This is a genomic window from Rhizobacter sp. LjRoot28 (genome assembly GCF_964253025.1).
GTDB lineage: Bacteria > Pseudomonadota > Gammaproteobacteria > Burkholderiales > Burkholderiaceae_C > Rhizobacter.
The window spans coordinates 4,652,368-4,667,514 of record NZ_CAXUQC020000001.1 but is presented as its reverse complement, the minus strand read 5'-3'; the positions used below and the strand labels follow the sequence as shown (position 1 = coordinate 4,667,514).

Genomic DNA, 15,147 nt, shown 5'->3' with positions numbered 1-15,147 from the left:
CGAAAGTGAAGGAATCAGTGGATGAAGAGGAGCGCCAGCACCACGGGAATCACCACGCCCAGCCCGACGATGGGCCAGGTGCTGGGGCGGTTGGCGGCATGGAGCTTGAGGATGAACAGGCCGGTGATGGAAAAGAGCAGCGACGCCACGGCGAACACGTCGATGAACCAGCTCCATGCCACGCCGGTGTAGCGGCCCTTGTGCAGGTCGTTGAAGTAGGAGATCCAACCGCGATCCGTGCGCTCGTATTCGGCGTCGCCGGTCTCGCGGTCGATGCGGACCCAGGCATCGCCGCCGGGGCGTGGCAGGGCGAGGTAGATCTCTTCCGCCGACCAGTCGGCGCTTGCCGCCGGGTCGACCGCAATGCCGAAGGCGGTGTCGTACCACACGAGCAGCTCGTGAGGGACCGGCGCGCTGCGCTCGGTACGGCCCAGGCTTGCGAGCTGAGCCTGCAGTGCGTCAGGCACCTGCGCCGCACGACGCTCGACCTTCGGACTGCCCTCGATCTGCGAGGCATGGTTCAGTGTGATGCCGGTGACGCTGAACAGCAGCATGCCCAGCAGGCACACGGCCGAGCTGATCCAGTGCCACTGGTGCAGGGTCTTGAGCCAGTAGGCGCGGCTGGGTGAATGTTGGCGTGATTCCATGGGTCCCGGTCTCGTTCGGCAAGCGACCGGCTCGCGTTGCGGCGGCGACTTGCCACGTCCTGAGACGACGCGGAGTGTACAGCTAAATGCGAATCACTCGCAACTTGAATGCATCATCGACAGCGGCTCGTGCCGACTCAAGGAGCAGGCCGGGTGGGAGGCAATGACGCCGGAGCCTTCGGGCCGGTGGGCTGTTCGAACGTGAGTACGGTCGAGAACCTCGCCTCGTCGTAGGCTTCGGCGCCCTCCCCGCCGGGGCGTTGGCCGGGACGCGGGTCGACATGCTGTACCTCGATGGCATAGGCGCCGCGCGCGGGCAGCCGCAGCGAGAACTCGCCGTTCGCGTCGGTCGTGACCTCCTGGCGCCAGCCCCAGGCGGACATCGCGGTCACGGTCGCGCCTTCCAGTGGCCGGCCGGTGAAGACCACCTTGAACTGGCCCGGCCGGTTCGCGGGAAACACATCGAGCGCCAGGGCGGGCTCCTGCGGGCTGAGGTCAACCACGTAGCGAGCCGCCGGAATCCAGACGGTTCTGGTGCGGCGCGTGCCTTCGACGCGCTCCCAGGCCGGGTACCGGCTGTCCTGCGCGATGACCGACTGGCCGCGTGCCACACGCACGCCCAGGTCGAAGCCGGCATCGCGCTTGCGCACGGTGAGTTCGTCGCTGCCTTCGAGCGACACCAGTCGCGCGCGCGGCTCGGGCAATTCGTCGAGCAGGCCCGGCGACGTGCCGCGTTCGTTCTCGGCATAGTCACCGAAGCGCAGCATGGCGTTGCCATTGAGCTGCTCGATCCAGAGTTGCTGCGCGGCCGCTGGCAGCGCCAGCAGCCAGCACACGACGGGAAGAAGATGGCGGTACGGGCGCATGGATCGGCGGAGGGGCAGTTGACGACGATGTGCCGACGAGCGGCAGACCCGTACGGTACTCCAGCCGCGGGCCGCCCGCGAGTCCCGCTCTGTCACCTCTCCGTCACCGCCGCATCAGGGCGCTTCCGGCTCGCTGACGAAGCCGACCTTGCCGAGCCCTGCCTTGGACGCGTCCGCCAGCGTCTCGGCGACGCTGCGGTAGGCCGTCGCCTGGTCGGCACGCAGGTGCACCTCGGGCTGCGGGTCGCGCTTGCCCTCGAGGGCAAAGCGGCGCGCGGCCTCGGCACGATCGACCCGTTCCCCGTTCCAGAAGCGCAGGCCCTGCGCATCGATGGCGAAGTCGATCTTCTCGGCCTTCACGAGGTTGGGCTGTGAGCTGGCCTTGGGCAGGTCGAGCTTGACGGTGTGGGTGAGCAACGGGGCCGTCACGATGAAGATGACGAGCAGCACCAGCATCACGTCGATGAGCGGGACCATGTTGATCTCCGCCATCGGCGCGCCGGCATTCTTGGAATCGAAACTGGCAAAGGCCATGGGGTCCTCCTGTCGGCTACGGGTGCATCAAGCGGCGCGAGGCCGGTTGGCGCCGGGGCCCGGCCGCACGTTCGGTGCCGGCGCGGCGTCACCGGAGGAGGCCAGCGGCTGGCCCATGGACACGAAGGTGTGCAGCTCATAGGCGAAGGCATCGAGCTTGGACAGGATCACGCGGTTGGAGCGGGTGAGCCAGTTGTAGCCCATCACCGCGGGGATGGCGACGGCGAGGCCCAGGCCCGTCATGATGAGCGCCTCGCCCACCGGACCGGCCACCTTGTCGAGGGTGCCCGCGCCGCTGATGCCGATGGCCACCAGCGCGTGGTACACGCCCCACACCGTGCCGAACAGGCCGACGAACGGCGCGGTGGCGCCCACAGTCGCGAGGATGGCCAGGCCGTTCTCAAGGCGAGTGGTTTCCTCGTCCAGCACCTTCTTGATGGTGCGGGTGACGAACTCCGAGGATGAACCGGCCTCTTCCAGCTTGGCTGCGCCGTAGCGCGCATGGTGCGCCTGCGAGTGGATCGCATGGATGGTGAGGTGGGAGAACGGGTCGTTGGCACCGTGGGTGGTGATCTCGTGCGCCACGGCGTCGAGCGAACTCGCGTTCCAGAAGAAGTTGAGGAACTTCTCGCTCCGGCGCTTGCGCGCCACGAGCGTGATGCCCTTGATCACGATGATGGCCCACGACGCGATGGACATCAGGATCAGGATGACCAGCAGCGACTTGCCGACAAAGTCGGCCTGTGCGATGAAGTGGCCGAAGCCGAGGGCGTTCTGGGAAGCCGCTGCAGCGGTATCGGTGTTCACGATCAATTCTCCTGGTCAAAGACGAGCGGGATGAAGGCCCAGCCCGCGGTGGGGCGGCCGTTCTCGACATACGGTTTGAAGCGCGCCTGCCGCACGGCGGCCACGGCAGCCTCGTTGAGGCGGGCGAAGCCCGAGGACTTGGCGACCTGCACGTCGCGCGGAACGCCGTTCTCGTCGATGAAGGCGCGAACGGTCACGGTCCCCGACTCACGCAGGCGTGCGGACGCCCGGGGGTACTCCAGCGGCGGCTTCACGAGGTACTGCACCGCGTGCGACGGCAGCGTCCGCGGTTCGGGCGCAGGCGCGGGCGGCGCCGGCGGTGCCTCGACCGGTGCCGGCGGCGCGGGCGTCGGCGGCACGGGCTCCGGTGGGGGCGGCGGCACCACCATGGGCGCGGGCGCTGGCGAAGGTGCAGTGGCGATGACCGGCGCCGGTGGCGGTGGCACCTTCGGGGCCGGTTTTGGAGGCGACGGGGGCGGCGGCGGCGTGGGTGCCGGCTTGGGCGGCTCGGGCGCCGGGGGAGGCGGCACGAGGCTCACGAAAATCGGAGCCACCTCGGTGACGGCTTCGCGCACCGCGGGGATCTGCAGCAGCGCCCAGCCACCACCGACGTGGATGGCGGCAATGGCGGCAATGACGGCGCGCAGCTGCCCCTTGGTCAGGCCGTCGCGGCGCTGCAGGGCATCGAGGCGGAGCGCACGCGGCGCCTCGCCGGGGCCCGGCGGCGGTGGAACGAGGGAGGTAGCGGCCATCGTGGAAGACAGGAATGCGGACTGCGGGGAAGCACGACGCCCGTGAGGGCGGCGCGATCGGGCTTCAGTCTAACATCAACACGAACGATTCTCATTTGTGGATCGTCAAGCCCGGTCCCGCACGTTATGCTAGTCCCATGGTCAAGATCCTCGTTCGCTGGTTGTTGCTCGCCGCCGCGCTGCTGTTCGTGGCTTACGTGTTGCCTGGCGTCACCGTGCAGAGCTTCGGCTCGGCCATGATCGCCGCGCTGGTGCTGGGCCTGCTCAACACGCTTCTGCGCCCGGTCCTGGTGATCCTGACCCTGCCCGTCACGCTGCTCACGCTCGGGCTCTTCCTCTTCATCATCAACGCGCTGATGTTCTATTTCGCCGCGCAGCTGCTCGACGGCCTGGCCGTCAACGGCTTCCTGTGGGCCCTGCTGGGGTCGCTGGTCTACAGCGCCTGCGCGGTGGTCATCGACGTGGCGATGGAAGGCCTCTTCCGCGGTTGACCGGCGCCCCGCTTCGCCACTGAACGCAGGCCACCCCGGCGCACGTCCTCCGTCAGGGGAACGTGCATGCCCGGGGCGCCCTCGCGAGGGGCGCCTGTCCGGCCCGTTTCAGGCCGCCGGTGGCGTCACGGCCTTGCGCCGAGCAGGCGTCGCGGGCACCGCCACGGACGCCGGAGCGGCGCTGGCCTGAGCCGCCGGGGGCGAGGCCTTGAGCATCGCCTTGATGCCACGCACCGCCTGCCGGATGCGGGCCTCGTTCTCGATGAGCGCGAAGCGCACATACTCGTCACCGTGGTCGCCGAAGCCGATGCCGGGCGAGACCGACACCTTCGCTTGCTCCAGCAGTCGCTTGGAGAATTCCAGCGACCCGAGCGCCCGGTACGGTTCCGGAATGCGGGCCCAGATGTACATCGAGGCCTTCGGGCATTCCACCGGCCAGCCGGCTTCGGTCAGGCCCTTGTAGAGCACGTCGCGACGTCGCTGGTACTGCTGCGCGATGTCCTTCACGCACTGCTGGTCGCCCTCGAGCGCCGCGATGGCCGCCACCTGCAGCGGCGTGAACGTGCCGTAGTCGTGATAGCTCTTGATGCGGGCGAGCGCCGCGACGAGCTCCGGGTTGCCCACCATGAAACCCACGCGCCAGCCGGCCATGTTGTAGCTCTTGGACAGGGTGAAGAACTCCACCGCGATGTCCTTCGCCCCGGGCACCTGCATGATGGACGGCGCCTTCCAGCCGTCGAAGACGATGTCGGCATAGGCGAGGTCATGCACGACGAAGATGTCGTGCTTGCGCGCCAGGGCGATCACCCGCTCGAAGAAGTCGAGCTCCACGCATTGCGCCGTCGGGTTGCTGGGAAAGCCGATGATGATCATCTTCGGCTTCGGGTAGCTGCCGCGGATGGCGCGCTCGAGTTCGCCAAAGAAGTCCACCCCCGGGCCCACCGGCACCGACCGGATGTCGGCGCCTGCGATCACGGCCCCGTAGATGTGGATGGGGTAGCTCGGGTCGGGCACCAGCACCGTGTCGCCCCGGTCGAGCGTGGCCAGCATCAGGTGCGCCAGGCCTTCCTTCGAGCCGATGGTGACGATGGCCTCCGTCTCGGGGTCGATGTCGACGGCATAGCGATCGCGGTACCAGTGCGAGATGGCACGGCGCAGCCGCGGGATGCCCTTGGAGGCCGAGTAGCCGTGGGTGTCGGGACGCTGCGCGGTCTCGGTGAGCTTGCGCACGATGTGCTCGGGCGTGGCCCCATCGGGGTTGCCCATGCTCATGTCGATGATGTCTTCGCCGCGGCGGCGGGCAGCCAGCTTGAGCTCGGCCGTGATGTTGAAGACGTAGGGAGGAAGGCGATCGATGCGCGCGAAGCGGCGCTTGCCTGCTGAGGAGGACATGGAAGGTCTTTCACGTGAGCGCCCGGAACCGTCCGAGCGACGTCGCCGCGCATTGGGGCGCGGCTGGGACGGATCCTATCCGAAGTCTGCGCCGATCAGCGCGCGGCCTGCTTCAACGCCGCACCACGCACCTCGAACTTCACGGTCTGCACAACGGTGCCGGTGCGGCCCACCAGGCGGAGTTCATGGCGCCCGGGCCATGGCGCCCAGGCGAGGCGCTCGCCCTCCCCCAGTCGACGTCCGTTGAGCCACCAGGTGCCGCGCTCGCCCGCGAAGACCACGCGCTGCGCCGTGGGCGGAATGTCGGGATCGAGCGCAAAGATGCTGCCCGGTCGCGGCGACGCAATGCCGAAGCGGCGCGATCCACTCACCCCGTCGGCATCGCCCGCGGCGGGCTTTGCCGACGCTGGCGCCAGTTCGCTGGCGAACCAGTCCTCGCGCGCGGGCTCGTTGCCCGGCTGCACCCTGGCGCTGACGAGGCCGGGCGGCATCGGCGCCGCGTGCGATGGCCGCGTCTCATGCAGATGCCGCACGACCGCTTGCCACACGGGTGCTGCGCCGCTCACACCGCTCACCTGGTGCATGGCCTCGCCACTCGCGTTGCCGACCCACACGCCCACGGTGTAGCGGTCGGTGAAACCGATGCACCAGTTGTCGCGCATGTCCTTGCTGGTCCCGGTCTTCACGGCGGCGAAGCCGCGCGTGACGAGGGCACTGTCGAGGCCGAAGGTGCGCACCCGCGCCGCGTTGTCGGCCAGGATGTCGGTGACGAGGAAGGTGGCCACGGCGTCGAAGACACGACGCGGCGCGGGCCGGGACGCGGCGAGCGCCACAGGGGAATGCAGGCCGCCGTTGGCGAGCGTGCGGTACGCGTTGGTCAGCGCCAGCAGCGTGACGTCGGCACCGCCGAGCGCCAGGGCCGGTCCGTAGTGCGTGCCGTCGTGGCCGAGTTCAAGCCCGAGATCGTTCAATCGCGCCAGCAGCGCATCGGGCCCGAGCAGCGCACCGACCCGCACGGCCGGCACGTTCAGGCTCGCGCCCAGTGCGGCGCGCGCGCTGACCCAGCCCTTGAACTGGCGGTCGTAGTTCTGCGGCAGGTACAGGCCGGCCGGGGTGGCGATCTCGGCCGGCGAGTCGTCGATCAGGCTGGCCGGCGAGAGCCAGCGGCGTTCGAACGCCATCGCGTAGACGAAGGGCTTGAGCGTCGAGCCCGGCTGGCGCCGCGCCAGCACGCCGTCCACCTGTGCGGCATCGGACAGGTCGCCACTGGAGCCGACCCACGCACGCACTTCGCCCGTCACGTTGTCGAGCACCAGCACGGCGCCGTCCTCGACGTTGCGTGAGGTCAGCGAGGCGATGTGACGCCGCAGGGCATCGCGCGCCAGCCGCTGCAGGCCGGCATCGAGCGAGGTGCGCCGTGGCGGCCCCGGTCGCAGCGCAAGCTGGCGTGCGAAGTGGGGCGCGAGCTGTTCGCCGAGCACCGGCCCGCCACGACGCGAGAGGGCGGTGCTGGCGAGCGCGAGCACGCCGGTGCATGGCTGCTGCTGCAGTTCCAACACGCCGCAAGCCCGCTGGGCCACGGCATCGATGGAGGCATTGGGCCCGCGCAGCAGCGCTGCGGTGATGGCCGCCTCATGTGCATCCAGACCACTGGGGTGCTTGCCGAAGAGCGTCTGCGACAGCGCCCCGATGCCGACCAGCTCACCGCGGAACGGCACGAGGTTGAGGTAGGCCTCCAGGATCTCGCTTTTCTTCCAGCGCCCCTCCAGACGCGTCGCCGTGTAGGCCTGGCCGATCTTCTGGCCCATGCTGCGACCGCCGGCCGGGCGCGCCAGGTCTTCGTCGAGCAGGCCGGCGAGCTGCATCGTCAAGGTGGAAGCTCCGCGCGTGCGGGTGTTCCACAGGTTGGCCCAGGCGCTCTGCGCGACGGCGCTCCAGTCCACGCCGCTGTGCGCATGAAAGCGCCGGTCTTCGCTCAGCACGATGGCATGCAGCAACGCCGGCGACATGGCATTCAGCGGCACCCACGCCAAACGCCGCACCGCCGGGTCGACGCGCACCGTCTGCAGCGGCTCGCCGCGGCGGTCGAGCAGTTGCACGTCGGAGGGCCGGTGCGCGGCACGCACCGCCTCGAAGCCGGGCACGGCGTGGGCCGCCGTGGCCAGGCAGCACAGCAAGGCCGCGGCCCAGGGCCCCGGCCACCTGCTCACGGCTTGACCTCCAGCGCCGCATTCGGCAATTCACCGAAGGTCTCGGGCGCATACATCGCTTCCACACGCGTGGGTGGCAGGGCGAACACGCCCGGGTTGTTCAGCCGCACGGTGTACTCGACCACGTGCTTGCCCCGTGGCAGGTACTCGAAGTAGCTGCGGTAGGCCTCGAAGCTGCGTTCCTCGAACGTGGGCCAGGTGACCTCGTTGGAGGCGCCGCCGCCGGCCGCGATGGCGCTGTCCCGACCGAGGCCGGAGCCGAGCAAGGTGCCGCCACCCGGCACCGGGTCGCTCACCACCACCCAGGTCATGTCGGACTGCGCATCCACCTCCAGGCGCACGCGCATCACGTCGCCGCGCGACCAGGTGCCCTTGACCTTCTGCTCCACCGCCGAGACGCTGCGTGTCACCGAGTAGCCCGCCCGCAGGGGCGCCTTCAGCGGCACGGCGGCCAGGCTCTGCACGGTGAGCCACGGCTTGCCCGCGCCCTCGTGGGTGACGCTGAGGGTACCGGCCTGGGCCGGCCACGGCAGCCGCACGGCGCCGCCCTTCGGCTGACGACCCCAATCCACCACCTGGGGTGCGGACCCGGTGTGGGCGCTGCTGCGCCCCGTGATGCGCTCGCCCTCGAAGCGGGCGGCGAACTTGTCCAGTGCGAGCACGCCCCACAGGTTGGCCGTCGTGGTGAGCCAAGCGCCCTCGCGCTGGCGGCCCAGCGAGCCCACGACCATGCGCGGCAGATCGTCGCGCCACGCCGGGTCGTCGAGCACGGCGAGGATCAGCCGCGATGCGTTGGCGTCGGCGCTGTCCATCAACCACCACCAGAAGTCATCCTGCTCGTTGCTGAAACGCAGGGTCGTCCCGGCATAGGTGAGCCGGCTGCGCAGGATCTGCTCGGCCTCTTCCAGGCGCTTGGCCTGGGAGGGAATGTCCTTCACGCGGCGGAGCAGCGCGTACCAGTCGATGACCGCCGCGGTGGGCCACAGGTTGGGCGTGAGGTTGATCGACCCGAGCAGGCGCGGCGAGGCCCGGCCGTAACGCGAGAGCGCCTCCAGCGCGGCCAGCTTGCGCACGTCGAGGTCCGGCTTCGGGGACCAGAACTTGCGCTCGATGCGCCCCTCGACGAAGGCGGTCAGGCCTTCGAGCATGCTGTCGCGCACGGTGGGCGCCAAGGGCAGGCCGGCCTCGTGCGTGGCCGCGAGCAGGTAGGCGGTAAGGCGGTCGCTGCCCCGCGGGCCGTCGCCGGCGCGCGCGGGGAAGTAGCTCGCCAGGCCGTCGCTGTCCAGGTAGCCAGGCAGGTCCTGCACCACCTTCTCCCACAGCGCCTTGTCGTGCAAGCCGATGGCCTTGGACGTCTTCTGCTCGAGGCAGGCGAACGGATAGGCCTCGAAGTAGCGGCGAAGACCGGGCAGTGCACCGGTGAGCGAGGGCTGCAGGCCGACTTCCACGCCACCGCGCAAAACGCCGCCCGCTTCCAGTGCGCCAGCCGGCGGCGCGATGGGCAGCGACACCGGCGCGTCGAGCTGCATCAGGCTCGCCTGCAACACGCGCACCGGCACGGCCGGGCTCACCAGCTGATTGAACTTCATTCGGTCGCGCACCTTCTCGCCGCCGAGTTCCTCCACCGAAGCTTCCCAGCCGATGCTCACGCTGTCCGGCGGCACCGTGACGCCCCACAGCACGTCCTTGGCACTGCCCGCCGGCAACACGATCTCCTGCGGCGAGAAGCTCAAGGGGTCACGCTGCAAGGCCACCTGGCTGCCGACCGCCTTGTTCGCGGTGCCGTTGAGGGCCGCGCGCACCTTCATCTCGCGCGCCGTTGTGTTGCGCAAGGTCAGCATGGCGGTGAACTGGTCGCCCTCGCGCACGAGCGGCGGCAGGCCGGCCAGCATCTGCAGGTCCTGCGTCACCTTGATGCTGGCGCTGCCGGTGCCGAACTGGGCCGTGCCCGCGTCGGCGATCGCCACCAGACGGAAGCCGGTCAACGAATCGTTCAGCGGGACCTGCACCACTGCTTCGCCATTCGCGTCCAGCGGCACGTTGGCGCGCCACAGCAGCAGGGTGTCGAAGAGTTCTCGCGTGGGATTGCGCCCCCCATCGCCCCCGGCCGGCAGCGCCTTGCGGCCGTAGTGCCGCTTGCCGATCACCTCGCCCTGGCCGGTGCTGGTTTCCACATGCCACGGGCGCTGACGCATCATCGCGCCGAGCAGGTCCCAGGAGGTGTTCTCGCGCAAGGCCAGCAACCCCTCGTCCACCGCCGCGAACGCCACCTCGCCGCCCTGCACGGGCTTGCCGCCCTGCAGCACGCGGATGCGCGCGTTGACTGTCTGGCGAACCGCGTACTGCGGCTTGTCGGGCGTGACCGTGACGCTCAATTCGTGCTCGGCGATGCCGACGCCGAAGCTCGCCACACCGAGCTTGAAGGCCGGCCGGGACAGGTCCACCATGGCCGTGGGCGCCTCGTACTCGCGGCCCTCGTACCAGTAGGCCCGCACCCATTCCACCGGGTTGCGCCAACCCCAGGTGAAGATCGAATACCACGGCACGTCGCGCACGCGCCCACGCAACGCGAGCACGCTCACGTACACGTTCGGTCCCCAGCCGCGCTCCACCCGCACGTCCACCGTCGGATCGTCGCCGCGCAGCTTGACCACCTGGGTGCTCACCACGCCCTCACGCTCGACGCTGACAAGGGCCGTGGCTTCGCGGAAGGGCATGCGCACCTGCAGTCGCGCCACCTCGCCGGGCTGGTAGAACTTGCGCTCGGGCAGCACGTCGATGCGGTCGTCGTTGTCCTGGGCGAACCACATCTCGCCCTGGCGTGTCACCCACACGCTGGCGGCGGCCTCCGAGCGGTTGCCCGCGCCGTCGCTGGCCTGCGCCACGAGTTGCACCTCGCCGGCATGATTGAGCGAGGCCTCGCACAACAGCAGGCCGCGCTCGTCCGTCTTCCCGCTGCACAGGCTGCCGAGGTCCTTCACCTCCGTCTGGTTGTCGTAGGCATAGAACCCGCCCACCAAGCGCTTGCGCGTGCTGGTCTGCTTGGACCAGCGGCCCCGCACCTGCACGGCCTGGCTCTTGACCGGGCGGCCCGCGGTGTCGACCGCCAGCACCTGGAAGTTCACCCGCCCCTTGGTGCTCACCCACGAGCCGGTCTTGATGCCCACCACCACGGCCGACGGCCAGACCGGCGTGCGCACGGTGGCCGTCTGCACTTCGCCGTTGGGATCACTGAAGCTCAATTCGGTGATGAGGTCGGCCGGACGGCTGACGGCGGGCAGGTCCTTCAGCACCACGCGCGCCGCGCCGTTCTTGTCGGTCGACACCGGCAGCTTGTCGGCCACCAGGCGACCCTCGGCCGTGGGGCCCTCGCCCTCGCCCTCACCCTCTCCGTCGCCCTCCTCCATCGTGCCCGGCTCGCGCGGCGGCTCGAAGGAGAAACCGGCGTGGCCGGGGAAGGACACATAGCGGTCCTGCAGCACCGAGCTCATGCGCAGCCCCGACTGGGCCATGCCGCCGCCCGACAGGTAGGTCAGCTGCACGTCGACCGGCAGTTCCTTCGGTGCGACGACGGGTCCTTTGGGTCCGCTCAGCCGTGCATCCACCAGTGGCACGCGGAATTCTTCCACCCGGAATGAACCGGTGCTCCAGCTCGCCTCCTGGCGGTTGCCGGTGCGGTCGCGCTCCAGCTGCACCTGGTACACGCCGAGCTTGGCGTTGGAGGGCACGTTCCAGGTGGAGGCGGCGCTGCGCACGCCTTGCCAGTTGAGCGGCTGCACGAAGGCCTGGCCGGTGCCCTCATGAACGATGCGAACGCGCTGCGGCAGTTCCGCGGGCTTCAGGTTCGCGAGGCCGGCGGAGGTTTCCGTGCGGATGAAGTGCTTCATCGACACCGTCTCGCCCGCGCGAACCAGCATGCGGTCGAGCACGCTGTGCGCCTGGGCCTCGGGCTCGCGGCCGCCACCCGTGGGCAGACCGAAGCGCCAGTTCTCGATGCCGCGCGTCCACTGGCTGAAGGTGAAGGCCAGGTCGGTCTCGCCGCCGCTCGCATCGGCCAGACGCGCCGTGACGAGCAGGCCCTCGCTCGACACGCAGTTGCCACGCGGCGACTCGATGGGGCCGCCAATGCGCGCGAGGCCGTTCACGTCCGTGCGACCCGCCCACAGCCGGCGGCCGTTGCAGTCGGCCACCGCCACGTCCGCGCCTTCGACCGGGCGGGCCTTGTCGAGCGTCGTCACCCAGATCACGGCGTTCTCGTTGCTGTGCTTGAAGTGCACCGCGAGGTTGGTCACCAGCACGCCGGTGCGCACGTACATGGGCGCCTTGCGGTCGAGGAGGCTCTCGCCGAGCCGGCGCGATTCGATCTCGACGACGTGGTAGCCCGGCTGGTCCATCGGAATGCCGACCACCTCGAAGGGACGCGGATCGCCGCCCACCAGCTGCGGCAGGTCGGTGGTGCGGGCGTTGCGCTGGGTCTTGAGCAGCGACGTGCCGCGCAGGGCCCAGTCCTCGTGCGTCTTGCGCAGGCGGGCGTACCAGCCCAGGATGTCGGCATCGGTCTGCAGGCGCAGCATGCGGACCTTGCCGCCCGATGCGCCGGGGCGCAGGTCGCCCTGCACATGGCGCAGGGTGACGGGCAGCATCGGTTCGGCGTTGCGCTCCAGCACGCCGAACGGCGCGGTGGCGAACTTGGCGATGGGCGGGGCTTCACCCGTGGCCACCTCGAGCGGGAAGGCGCTGGCGTTGGCGAGCGGGCGGCCGGCGATGTCCTTCAGGTCGGGCGGCAGCTCGATGCGGAATTTCATGTCCGGTGGCAACGGGCCCTTGAAGCGCAGCTCGCTCACCTCGTTGCCGCCGTCGCGGTCAATGTCCGGGCTGATCGGTTTGCCTTCGGCCGGCACGAGCCGGGCCTTCTCGGCAAGCTCGGTTGGCACGGGGGCGGTGAAGCTGACGGCCAGGTCGCTCAGCGGCCAGCACGGCGCATTGGCACGCTCACGGCTGCAAGAGAACTCGGCCTTCAGCACCGGACGCACCCGGAAGGGAAAGCGCTGATCTACGCGGGTGACGAGGCTCGTCTTGGCGGCGGCGGCAATCCCCTTGCCCCACACCAGGCGCACCGGCGTGTCCGCTGGCAGCGGACGGGCGCAGTGCAGCACCAGGTGGCGATCCGCGCGGGCCTTGGCCACGCCGGTCGCGGCGAGCAATTCGTCGCGCACGCCGCCGGTGACGATCTCCACGGGCACGCGGTCGCCGAGGCCCTCGATCTCGCAACGGGCATTGGTCGTCACGGACGCCGGCGTGGCGGGGCCGCTCAGCTCCAGCACGAAATGCTGGTCTTCCTCGATCGCTGCGTCCTGCCCGCTGTAGGGCTGGATAGAGACGACGGCAGGGCCGCCGGTATTGAACTCGTAGCGGGTGGTACCGGTCAGGCTGCCGTTGAGCGGCTTCCAGTCGGGGCGGGCCTGCAGCAGGCAGCGCACGCCGGGCGGCAAGGTCTCGTCGAAGTCGTACACCCAGACCCGGTCGGTGGCCCAGCGGCCGCGGCCCGTCGGCACCTTGCCTTCGCAGGCGAGGGAGAACGGATCGGGTTGGGCGATGTCGCCGACGGTGACCACCGACTCGGAGAACTTGAGCGTGATCTGTCGCACCTGGGCAACCTCGCCCACGGGGCTGGCCTGGATCACGGTGGCGGCGTGCGACGCGGCGCCGGCAAGGGCACACGCGCCGACGGCCAGGGTGGCGAGCGCGCGCCGGACTGCATTCAGAATCATCGAGAGGGCCCCTGCCTTGTTTCGGCGGCAAGGATAGCGGGTCCGCAAGGCGCTGGCGCCCGACCTTCGGCCAACGTTGCCGGCAGGCAACCCGCGTGTGCGTTCCTACTCGGGGCGCTCGGCCTCGCGGCGCAGGCGCTCGATGTCGCGCAGGCGGGCGTCGATCACCGAGGCCTCGATGAAATCGGCGGTGCGCGGTCCGCGCGCGGCGCGCTGGCCGGCGCGCAGCCGGTCCACCGCGCCGGTGTAGTCGCCGAGCGCAATGCGCGATTCCGCTTCGGCCCGCAGCGCGCGCAGCTTGAAGCCCGTCTGCCCCCACGTGCTGGCCAGCACGAGCCAAGCGGCGGCATCGGCGGGATGCAGGCTCGTCCAGGTCTGGAGCTCGTCGGCGCTGCGCTGGAGCTCTGCCCGCTCACGGCCGGCCAAAGCTGCTTGGGCCACGAGCAGCAGCACGGGGCGCGCCTCGCTGGCCAGGTCGGTGTAGGGTGCGAGCAACTCCGCAGCGCGCGCCGCGTTGCCGCGCTGCAGTTGCGACTCCACGGCCAGGAGCGCGACGTTGCGCTCGGCCAGGCCGCCTCCACGCGGGCTGCCGCGCACCAGCGCCTGCGCCTGGGCAATGGCCTCGTCGGCCCGGGCCCAGTCCCTCAGGAGGGAGGAGGCCAGGCCGCGCACATAGGCGGCGGTGAGCTGGTCCGGCGCCGGAGCGGACGCATCGGCGGCCTGCCCCTGCAGGCGCTGAAGCGCCGCTGCGCTGGTGTCCATCAGGACGCGAGCCCGCGCCTGTGCAACCGCGTGTTCGAGCACGCCGACCGGTCGCACGGGCGCCGCTGCGTTGGCCCGGGCGCGGGCTTCGCCCACGCGCTCGGTCGACAAGGGATGGCTGCGCAGGTACGGAAAGCCGCCGGCGTCGTTGAGGCGGGACGACTGGTCGAGCTTCTCGAACATCGCGGCCATGCCGCCCGGGGCGAAGCCGGCGCTCGAGAGCACCGCGAAGCCGATGCGGTCCGCCTCGCGTTCCATGTCACGCGAGAAATTGAGCTGGCCCTGGACGGCCAGCGCCTGGCCGCCCGCCAGCACGGCATTGGCGCCATCGGCCCGGTTGCTTCGCGAGGCGGCGATGACGCCGACGATCATGGCCGCGGCGCTCATGATCGACTGCCGCTTGCTGTTGATCATGCCGCGCGCGATGTGACGCTGCGTGACGTGGCTCATCTCGTGCGCCAGCACCGAGGCCAGTTCATCCCGCGTGGCGGTCATCGCGATCAGGCCCAGGTGCACGCCGACATAGCCGCCGGGCAAGGCGAAGGCGTTCACGCTGCGATCGCGCACGAGGAAGGTCTCCCAGGCGAAGCGCTGGTCGAGCTCGGACTCGATGTCCCCCCGCGCGCGGCCGGCCGCCACCAGCGGCTGCCACAGCGACTGGATGTACTCCAGCAGCACCGGGTCGTCGAGGTAGTCGCGGTCACGGCGGATCTCGCGCATGATCTCGTCGCCGAGCTTGCGCTCGGTGCCCACGCTGAAGGAGTCGGACACCTGGTCGCCCAGCGCGGGCAGGCGATTCTGCGCGGCGGCTGGGCCAAGCGCCGGCGGGCTCAGCATCGAGGCCGCCAGGAGGGCGGCCAACCAGCGGGCGGCACGGGTTCGGGGAAGGGATTTCAAATCGTCGACCGTGATGAG

Annotated in this window: 10 protein-coding genes; 1 reads left to right on the top strand and 9 read right to left on the bottom strand. The window is 70.2% G+C overall.

The window, feature by feature from the left end:
* Nucleotides 1-14: 14 nt before the first annotated feature.
* The 5 genes from ACSQ2F_RS21370 to ACSQ2F_RS21350 form a co-directional block, all read right to left on the bottom strand.
* Entirely contained in the window at nt 15-647 is a 633-nt protein-coding gene (locus ACSQ2F_RS21370; protein WP_436026249.1) for a PepSY-associated TM helix domain-containing protein, read from the bottom strand.
* 137 nt (nt 648-784) lie between these two features.
* Nucleotides 785-1,513 (bottom strand): carboxypeptidase regulatory-like domain-containing protein, encoded by a 729-nt coding sequence (locus tag ACSQ2F_RS21365; RefSeq protein ID WP_436026248.1) that lies wholly within the window; start codon nt 1,511-1,513, stop codon nt 785-787.
* 114 nt (nt 1,514-1,627) lie between these two features.
* Entirely contained in the window at nt 1,628-2,047 is a 420-nt protein-coding gene (locus ACSQ2F_RS21360) for an ExbD/TolR family protein (protein WP_436026247.1), read from the bottom strand.
* A gap of 27 nt (nt 2,048-2,074) precedes the next feature.
* Entirely contained in the window at nt 2,075-2,860 is a 786-nt protein-coding gene (locus ACSQ2F_RS21355; protein WP_436026246.1) for a MotA/TolQ/ExbB proton channel family protein, read from the bottom strand.
* Nucleotides 2,857-3,606 (bottom strand): energy transducer TonB, encoded by a 750-nt coding sequence (locus ACSQ2F_RS21350; protein WP_436026245.1) that lies wholly within the window; start codon nt 3,604-3,606, stop codon nt 2,857-2,859. Before ACSQ2F_RS21350 ends, ACSQ2F_RS21355 begins: the two co-directional genes overlap by 4 nt.
* 137 nt (nt 3,607-3,743) lie before the next feature.
* Between ACSQ2F_RS21350 and ACSQ2F_RS21345 the strand changes: the two genes are divergently transcribed.
* Nucleotides 3,744-4,097, top strand: a complete 354-nt coding sequence (locus ACSQ2F_RS21345) for a phage holin family protein (protein ID WP_436026244.1) — start codon at nt 3,744-3,746, stop codon at nt 4,095-4,097.
* A 108-nt stretch (nt 4,098-4,205) separates the two neighbouring features.
* Here ACSQ2F_RS21345 and alaC read toward each other — a convergent pair whose 3' ends face one another.
* The 4 genes from alaC to ACSQ2F_RS21325 all read right to left on the bottom strand — a co-directional run bounded on the left by alaC (nt 4,206) and on the right by ACSQ2F_RS21325 (nt 15,129).
* Nucleotides 4,206-5,489, bottom strand: a complete 1,284-nt coding sequence (gene alaC / locus ACSQ2F_RS21340) for an alanine transaminase (protein WP_436026243.1) — start codon at nt 5,487-5,489, stop codon at nt 4,206-4,208.
* Between the two features lie 95 nt (nt 5,490-5,584).
* Nucleotides 5,585-7,699, bottom strand: coding sequence for a penicillin-binding protein 1C (gene pbpC, locus ACSQ2F_RS21335; protein WP_436026242.1), 2,115 nt, complete (start codon nt 7,697-7,699; stop codon nt 5,585-5,587).
* Nucleotides 7,696-13,470 carry an alpha-2-macroglobulin family protein gene (locus ACSQ2F_RS21330; protein ID WP_436026241.1) on the bottom strand — a complete coding sequence of 1,925 codons (5,775 nt, stop codon included), beginning with the start codon at nt 13,468-13,470 and terminating at the stop codon, nt 7,696-7,698. The genes pbpC and ACSQ2F_RS21330 overlap by 4 nt, the downstream gene beginning before the upstream one ends.
* A 105-nt stretch (nt 13,471-13,575) precedes the next feature.
* Nucleotides 13,576-15,129 carry a M48 family metalloprotease gene (locus ACSQ2F_RS21325; protein WP_436026240.1) on the bottom strand — a complete coding sequence of 518 codons (1,554 nt, stop codon included), beginning with the start codon at nt 15,127-15,129 and terminating at the stop codon, nt 13,576-13,578.
* Between the last annotated feature and the right edge of the window lie 18 nt (nt 15,130-15,147).

What these genes read in the sequence shown, in the direction of transcription:
- ACSQ2F_RS21370 (WP_436026249.1), bottom strand. Translation starts at nt 647, where the DNA reads ATGGAATCACGCCAACATTCACCCAGCCGCGCCTACTGGCTCAAGACC.
- ACSQ2F_RS21330 (WP_436026241.1), bottom strand. Translation starts at nt 13,470, where the DNA reads ATGATTCTGAATGCAGTCCGGCGCGCGCTCGCCACCCTGGCCGTCGGC.
- ACSQ2F_RS21360 (WP_436026247.1), bottom strand. Translation starts at nt 2,047, where the DNA reads ATGGCCTTTGCCAGTTTCGATTCCAAGAATGCCGGCGCGCCGATGGCG.
- ACSQ2F_RS21345 (WP_436026244.1), top strand. Translation starts at nt 3,744, where the DNA reads ATGGTCAAGATCCTCGTTCGCTGGTTGTTGCTCGCCGCCGCGCTGCTG.
- alaC (WP_436026243.1), bottom strand. Translation starts at nt 5,489, where the DNA reads ATGTCCTCCTCAGCAGGCAAGCGCCGCTTCGCGCGCATCGATCGCCTT.
- ACSQ2F_RS21365 (WP_436026248.1), bottom strand. Translation starts at nt 1,513, where the DNA reads ATGCGCCCGTACCGCCATCTTCTTCCCGTCGTGTGCTGGCTGCTGGCG.
- ACSQ2F_RS21350 (WP_436026245.1), bottom strand. Translation starts at nt 3,606, where the DNA reads ATGGCCGCTACCTCCCTCGTTCCACCGCCGCCGGGCCCCGGCGAGGCG.